Below are 6,116 nucleotides of genomic sequence, written 5' to 3' on the forward strand. Positions count from 1 at the left end.
ACGGCAGCCGCCAGCCAAGCATCGGGAAGATCATTGCCGCCCAGTTGCTTGTCCAGGCACAACTGCCGCAGCTTCGCCCACTCCGGGCCCAAACCGGCGAGCTGCACGCCAGGCGTCTCCAGCACTGCATCGACGAAACCTACCGCGTCAGCCACCGGCGTTGGCACCTTGAAGATCTTGGGACTTGTCACCAGGCGCAGGAAGCTCGCCAACACCATCGGCATCAAGCTGAAGGCGGCCCCGCTCTCGGCGGCAGCCAGCGCGCCTTCAAGCCAGGTTCGCGCAACCGCGTGATGGGGGTGATCGCTGCGCGACGCCGCCACCAGTACGTTCACGTCAGGCGTCATCGCCCAGCGCCTCGAGCATGGCCTTGTTGCTGCGAGGGTCCAGGCCCGTGACCAGCCCGCCACGACCCTTGAACACAGGCAGCGATTTGCGGCTGCGCGCGGGGCCGGCCGCCTGCGCGCGCAGGCGCAGCTGGAGGCCTTCCTCGATCAGCCGGGTCAGGCTGGTCCGCTGCTGTGCCGCCAGGGCCTTGGCATCCGCCAGCAACTGGTCGTTCAGGTCTAGCGTCGTCTTCATGGCTTGATGATACAGATTCCTGTACGGACGTTAGTTCAGGTCTCCAGGGCGGCACTTCAGGCAAGCTCGGTCTGGACCGCCTCGGAACCGTAGAACCAGTCGGCACGACTGGCACTGGTGGTCGAAGCTCAATCCACTTTCCCGCGCTGACTCAAGCCCGTCCCAGACTGCGGCTCGGCTTACTGTCTGCGCCAACCTGCCCGCCTCGCTGGCAGTCGTCGCGTCGCCTCCCGGCGGAGCCGAGCCGGGTGAGAATCCCGCGAAGCCCGGTTGGCGAAAAGCTGGTCCGCCGCCCGCCCGAGCCTTCGTCCGAACCTCGCATGCCCTACAACGACCGACTGTTCCAACTGCTCCAGGCACTTGACGACGCGGAGCTCGAGTCGATCTGGGTCAGTGCACTGCGCTGCAAGCCCGATGATCAAGAGTTCCAGGTCGTCTCGCACGAAATGAAGGTGGCACTTGTCAGCGCCGAGTGGCGCGCAGTGCATGGCCATACCCTGCGCAATCTGGGGCGCCGCGACCATCAACTGCCCTGGAAGCGCATCCTGATCGACGTGGCGGACAAGCTGAACCCCGGCTGGAAGTGGACCCCCTACAAGATGGACGACTCCGCGCAGGAGGAAGACATCGAAAGGAAGATTCTCGAATTCTTCGATGCCCGAACCAAGGTCGCCTGGGAGGCGATGGGCGAGAAGGACAAGGCCAAGTTCGCCGATCAGGTCAACGCCGAAATGGCTGCAGCGGCAAGCGCGAGCACGACACAGGCAAGACGCGCGGGCGTCGCACAGGTGACGACCGCCTCCCTGGGCGCGGCCTCGGCGCCGGCCTGATTGCCGGGTCGGGCATCCTGCAAATGGCGGCGGGCGCGACTTCGTTCGCCATGGCGGGCGTTCTCGGTGGCACCCTGTACCAGGTTGGCGTGTGGGTGGTCGTGCGGCTGCTCGGCGTGGTGTCCGGCGCGCAACTCGCTGCCGGCGGCGGTGCCGCTGCCGTGGGGGGCGTGGTGCTATCGGCACCTGCTGCGGTCGCATTCCTGGCAAACGCGGCGATGTCCACGTCCTACCGCAAGACCATTCCCGCGACGCTGTTCCTGCTCAGTGCGCACGAAATGCGGCGCCAAGTGTCGACCTTGGGCTGAGCACGATGTTCGTCCACCTGATGAAGGTTCCCGAAGCGCTCGTCGCGGCCGTCGAGAGCGGTCGTGCCTTGGTGGACGGTGCCATGGTCACGGATGTGGTGACCGGCAGGATCCTGGGTCACCTTCAACCGACCAGGCCCCTGGTGGACATGATCCTCAAGCATGGCCTGGGTCTTGTTTCGTCACCCCTTTCCACGGTCAGTGGCCTGGTGGGCAATGTCCAGCTCTTCCAGATCAAGCGGCTCGTGGAGCAGGTGCAGGCGGTGGCCGGCATAGGTGCCGCAGCGTCCGTGCTGAACCTCGGGGTTTCGGTGGATGGGTTCGCCATGATCCTGGCCAGCCTGAAGCGCGTGGAATCGAAGGTCGATGGCGTTTCCCGGGTCGTCTCGACGGTCCTGGCCAACCAGCAGGCCGAGTTTCTGGGCCGCTGCCAGTTCGCGCTGCGCCGCGCCGACGAGGCGTTCAGCCTGCGTCATGCGCAGGAGCGCCAGCGCTACTGGGAGGAATCCGAGTCCGTGCTTTCCGAGCAGGCCGAGATCGGGCTGCGGCGCATGATCGACTTGGGCTTGCCTCTTGAAGGCGCTGGATCGGAGCGTCTTTCATCAGGAGGGCGTCTACTGGCACTCGCAAGGCCTGAAGTGGTGGACATGCTGCGCTTGCTGACCGTCGTGAACGCGGCCCGGTCCGAAGTCCTTCTCTGCCTGGGCACTCCTGGGCTGGCCGCGACGGTGTCGACGCGAACGGCCGAATGGCTGGCCCCCATGCCCAAGGGCGCGAAGGGGTTGGCTCAGGCCCGACTCGGCAGGACGGCGGTCCCGCCCACCCAGCACAAGGCCATCACCGACCAGGCCAAGGCGACCTCGGCACTGGTGACACTGGGGGAGCGGGTAGCCCGGGAACGGGCTACGCTTTCGCAGTCTCTGCACGACGCGCAGATCGACTCGGCCCCTTGCATGCTGCAACTCCATTCGGCTCCGGTCGCAGAGGAACTCGTCTGGAGCCACACGCTGGCGCAATAGGCGCACCGATCCAGGCCGCCGCAGCCTGGTGCGACAACTGCGCGAGATTCCCTCGGTGCGCGCAGCCGCGAACGCGCGATACTGCGCGCCGCACCGGAGGAAGCACACCCTGATCTTCGTCAGCCACAGCTGCAAGGATGCTCTGGTGGCCCAGCCGCCGCCGGGTATGCCCGCGGACGAGCAGGAGCGCCTGCGTTTCGCGCTCGAATTGCGAAGCGCGCTCGATCAGCGCCTGTGCGCCATCGCCCCGGTGTGGTTCGACCGTTCGCGCTTGAATCCGGGCGACGAGTGGGAAGCCGCCATCGTGACCGCGCTCCACGCCTGCCAGGGCGCGGTATTGCTGCTCACGCCGGAGGCGCTGAAGTCGCCCTGGGTCCTGCGCGAAGCCACCGTGTTGGCCGACCGCCGCGGCCGCTGGTCCGGGCTGCGCCTGGTCCCGGTGCTGTGCGCCGGCGTCGACTACAAGACCCTGGCCGCCGACCCCTACTGGGCGGCGTTGGACATCACGCGCTGGCAACCCGTGCAGGCATCGCGCGGCGCCTTCCGCGGCGCCGCTGCGCAGCTCGATAGCGCCGAGATCGTCGAACAGGTGGTCGCGCAGATGCAGGGCCTGGCCGATCCGCAGGACCCGCGCCATGCGGGCTGGGCGCAGGAGCTGCGCGCCTTCCTCGACGACCTCGCGCGGCGTGGCCTGACCACGCGGCTGCAGGGGGCGGCGAAGGCGCTGGGCCTGAAGGCGCCGCTGCAATGGGATGGCGACGCGCTGCAGCAGCTGGCGCGCATGCTGCTGCAGACCGGCGCCGTCGAAACCGGCGCCGGCGGCCAGGCGCGTTATCCGCTGGTCGAGGCGCTGGCCGGGCTGATTCCCGGCGACCCCGAGGTCACGCCGCGCAGCGACGACGAGCAGAAGTTTTGCGCCCAGCTCAGGCCTCTGGCGGCGCCGCCGGCCATGGCAGTGGCCGTGGCCGCGGCCGGCAGCGGTGCTGCCGGGCGGTCGGCGCCGGTGCTGCTGCGCACGGGCGACCGCCGCGTGCTGGAGCTGGCCGCCTATCGCGCCAGCTGCAACGCCGGCTGGGTGCGCCCCCTCAGCGGCGTGATGGGCGAAGGCGCCGAGCCCAGCGCGGCCGACTTGCTGCTAGTGGGCAAGGCGGTCGCGCGTGCCCGCATGGCCGGGCTGGACTGCTTCGTCGTCGCATCGCTACAGCCCCTGGCCGGCGAAGACCCGGCGGCGCTGGTGCAGTCCCTGGGCCGGCGCCTGCCAGCCGACGCCAAGCTGGTGGGCGCGGTCGACCGGGCATGGCCCGCGGCGCCGGCCGCTGTCGTGGACGTGCCCGAGACCGACGAGGATGCCACCGTGTTGGTGGCCGAACACATCGACCTGATGCGCGGCGGCAGCTGAGAGTCCGCGCGCAAACAGAAAGTAGGAAAGACATGGCAAACGGCGTGATGACGGTGGCGGAGGTGGTGGCCCGGCTGCAGGCGGCGGGCGACAGCGCGCCGAAGGCCGCCGCGGGGGCGCCGCGCAGTGCCGGCGGCGACCTGCGCGACGGCTCGATCTACCTGCTGGACGAGCCCTTGCGCCTGGCGATGCAGGTGGCGGTGGCCACCGGCCGGCCGCTGCTGCTGACCGGCGACCCCGGCAGCGGCAAGTCGTCGCTCGCGGCCTGGCTGGCCGAGCGCCTGGGCTGGCGCTACTACGAGCGCGTGATCACCGGGCGCACCGAGGCGGCCGACCTGCTGTACCAGTTCGACACCGTGCGCAAGCTCGGGGACGCGGCCGGCAAGCCATCGCTGGACGACCGGCGCTATGTCGAGCCCGGCGTGCTGTGGTGGGCCCTGGACCGCGAAGGCGCGCGCCGACGCGGCGCTACCGAAGGCAGCCCGCGCCCGCGTGCCGGCGCCATGGCCTCTGAACCGCAGGCGGCGCTGAACGCGCGCCGCTCCAAGCACCACGCGGTGGTGCTGATCGACGAGATCGACAAGGCCGATCCCGACGTGCCCAATGCGCTGCTGGTGCCGTTGGGCTCGGGCCAGTTCCCCGTGACCGAGACCCAGGTCACCGTGCAGCGGGTCACGCCGGCCACGCGCAAGAAGGGCACGCCGGCGGCCCCGCTGTTCGTGGTCATCACCAGCAACGGCGAGCGTGAACTGCCGCCGGCCTTCGTGCGGCGCTGCGTGACGCACCAGTTGGCCTCGCCCGACGCGGCGCGGCTGGAAACCATCGCTCACGCGCATGCGGCGCGCGAAGGCCATGCACTCGACGCCGACGAGACCAAGCGCATCCAGGAGCTGGCGCGCCAGGCGGTGCGCATCCGCGAGGAACTGCGCCAGATGGACCGCAAAGGCGCTGGGACCGCCGAGTTCCTGGACGCGGTGCGTGCCAGCCGCGAACTCGGCCTGGCGCCAGCGCGCAAGGACGAATGGGAGCGCCTGCTGTCGCTCACGCTGCGCAAGGCGGCGGCGCGCCCGTGAGGCTGGCGCCCATCGGGCTGGGCGACGTGCTGCGCGCCATCGCTGCCCTGGCGCCCGACGAGCCGGCGCGCTGGCCGGCCATCGCTGCCGCGCTCGGCTTCGAGCTGCCGCGCGACGAGCCGCTGCGCCCCACCGCCGCCGGAGCCGCCATCACCTTGCCCGCCATGGTCGGCCAAGGCGTTGCCGTTCACCGGCAGTCATCGGCGGCGCGCCGCGAAGCGTCGCTGCCCGTGTTGGCGCCACAGGCGGCCGTGCAGTCGCAGAGCCAGCCTTTCCTCGTCGAGGTGAGCTCGATCGCCCTCGACGCCAGCACCGCCGATGCAGCCGTGCCCGCACTGCTGCCGCTGCTGGCCCCGGCCACCGCGCCCTCCATCGTGCGCGCCGCCGCGGTGATGCCGCAGGCGCGCGGCCCGTTGGACACAGACGCTCTCGTGCGGGCGGTGGCGCGCCGGCGCCTGCCCGCGCGCCTGCCGCGCCGGCGCCGCGACACTGTCGCGCACGACGTGGTGCTGCTGCAGGACCTGGGCGAGGGCATGGACGTCTTCGGCGAGGACGTCGAAGGCTTCGCCGATGCGCTGCGGCAGGCTGCCGGCCGGCATGCGGTGCGCACCGGTGCCTTTCTCGGCAGGCCGGCCGAGGCGCTGGCCACGCTGGGCGTGCATCGCGGCAGCGCGGTGGTGGTGCTCACCGACCTGGGCCTCTCGCCCCTGGCGCGGCCCGACGAGCGCGGCAGCGCGCGCTGGCTGGATTTGGCCGCACTCACCCAGCGCGCTGGCGCGCGCGCCACGCTGCTGGTGCCCTGGCCGGCCGAGCGCTGGCCGGCCGACGTGGCCGCGCGGCTGGCGCTGGCCACCTGGGACCGCGGCACGAACGTGGCGCAGGTGTTGCGCGCGGTGCGCGAGCAT

The 6,116-nt window shown here is 70.7% G+C and carries 8 protein-coding genes; 6 read left to right on the forward strand and 2 right to left on the reverse strand.

What is annotated here, in order from left to right:
- Window positions 1-347: TA system VapC family ribonuclease toxin (locus Q0C12_RS14375; RefSeq protein ID WP_290891386.1), on the reverse strand; the 347-nt coding region annotated here is incomplete at its 3' end.
- Window positions 337-582 carry a DUF6364 family protein gene (locus tag Q0C12_RS14380; protein WP_290891388.1) on the reverse strand — a complete coding sequence of 82 codons (246 nt, stop codon included), beginning with the start codon at window positions 580-582 and terminating at the stop codon, window positions 337-339. The genes Q0C12_RS14375 and Q0C12_RS14380, both read right to left, overlap by 11 nt.
- Before the next feature lie 320 nt (window positions 583-902).
- Between Q0C12_RS14380 and Q0C12_RS14385 the strand changes: the two genes are divergently transcribed.
- The 6 genes from Q0C12_RS14385 to Q0C12_RS14410 all read left to right on the forward strand — a co-directional run.
- Window positions 903-1,412, forward strand: a complete 510-nt coding sequence (locus Q0C12_RS14385) for a hypothetical protein (protein ID WP_290891390.1) — start codon at window positions 903-905, stop codon at window positions 1,410-1,412.
- A 23-nt stretch (window positions 1,413-1,435) separates the two neighbouring features.
- Window positions 1,436-1,720 (forward strand): hypothetical protein, encoded by a 285-nt coding sequence (locus tag Q0C12_RS14390; RefSeq protein ID WP_290891392.1) that lies wholly within the window; start codon window positions 1,436-1,438, stop codon window positions 1,718-1,720.
- Between the two features lie 5 nt (window positions 1,721-1,725).
- Window positions 1,726-2,739 carry a hypothetical protein gene (locus tag Q0C12_RS14395; protein ID WP_290891394.1) on the forward strand — a complete coding sequence of 338 codons (1,014 nt, stop codon included), beginning with the start codon at window positions 1,726-1,728 and terminating at the stop codon, window positions 2,737-2,739.
- A 28-nt stretch (window positions 2,740-2,767) separates the two neighbouring features.
- Window positions 2,768-4,138, forward strand: a complete 1,371-nt coding sequence (locus tag Q0C12_RS14400; protein WP_290891396.1) for a toll/interleukin-1 receptor domain-containing protein — start codon at window positions 2,768-2,770, stop codon at window positions 4,136-4,138.
- A gap of 32 nt (window positions 4,139-4,170) precedes the next feature.
- Window positions 4,171-5,211, forward strand: a complete 1,041-nt coding sequence (locus Q0C12_RS14405) for a MoxR family ATPase (protein ID WP_290891398.1) — start codon at window positions 4,171-4,173, stop codon at window positions 5,209-5,211.
- Window positions 5,208-6,116: hypothetical protein (locus tag Q0C12_RS14410; protein ID WP_290891400.1), on the forward strand; the 909-nt coding region annotated here is incomplete at its 3' end. The genes Q0C12_RS14405 and Q0C12_RS14410, both read left to right, overlap by 4 nt.

The sequence above is a fragment of the Arenimonas sp. genome (assembly GCF_022842045.1).
GTDB lineage: Bacteria > Pseudomonadota > Gammaproteobacteria > Xanthomonadales > Xanthomonadaceae > Arenimonas.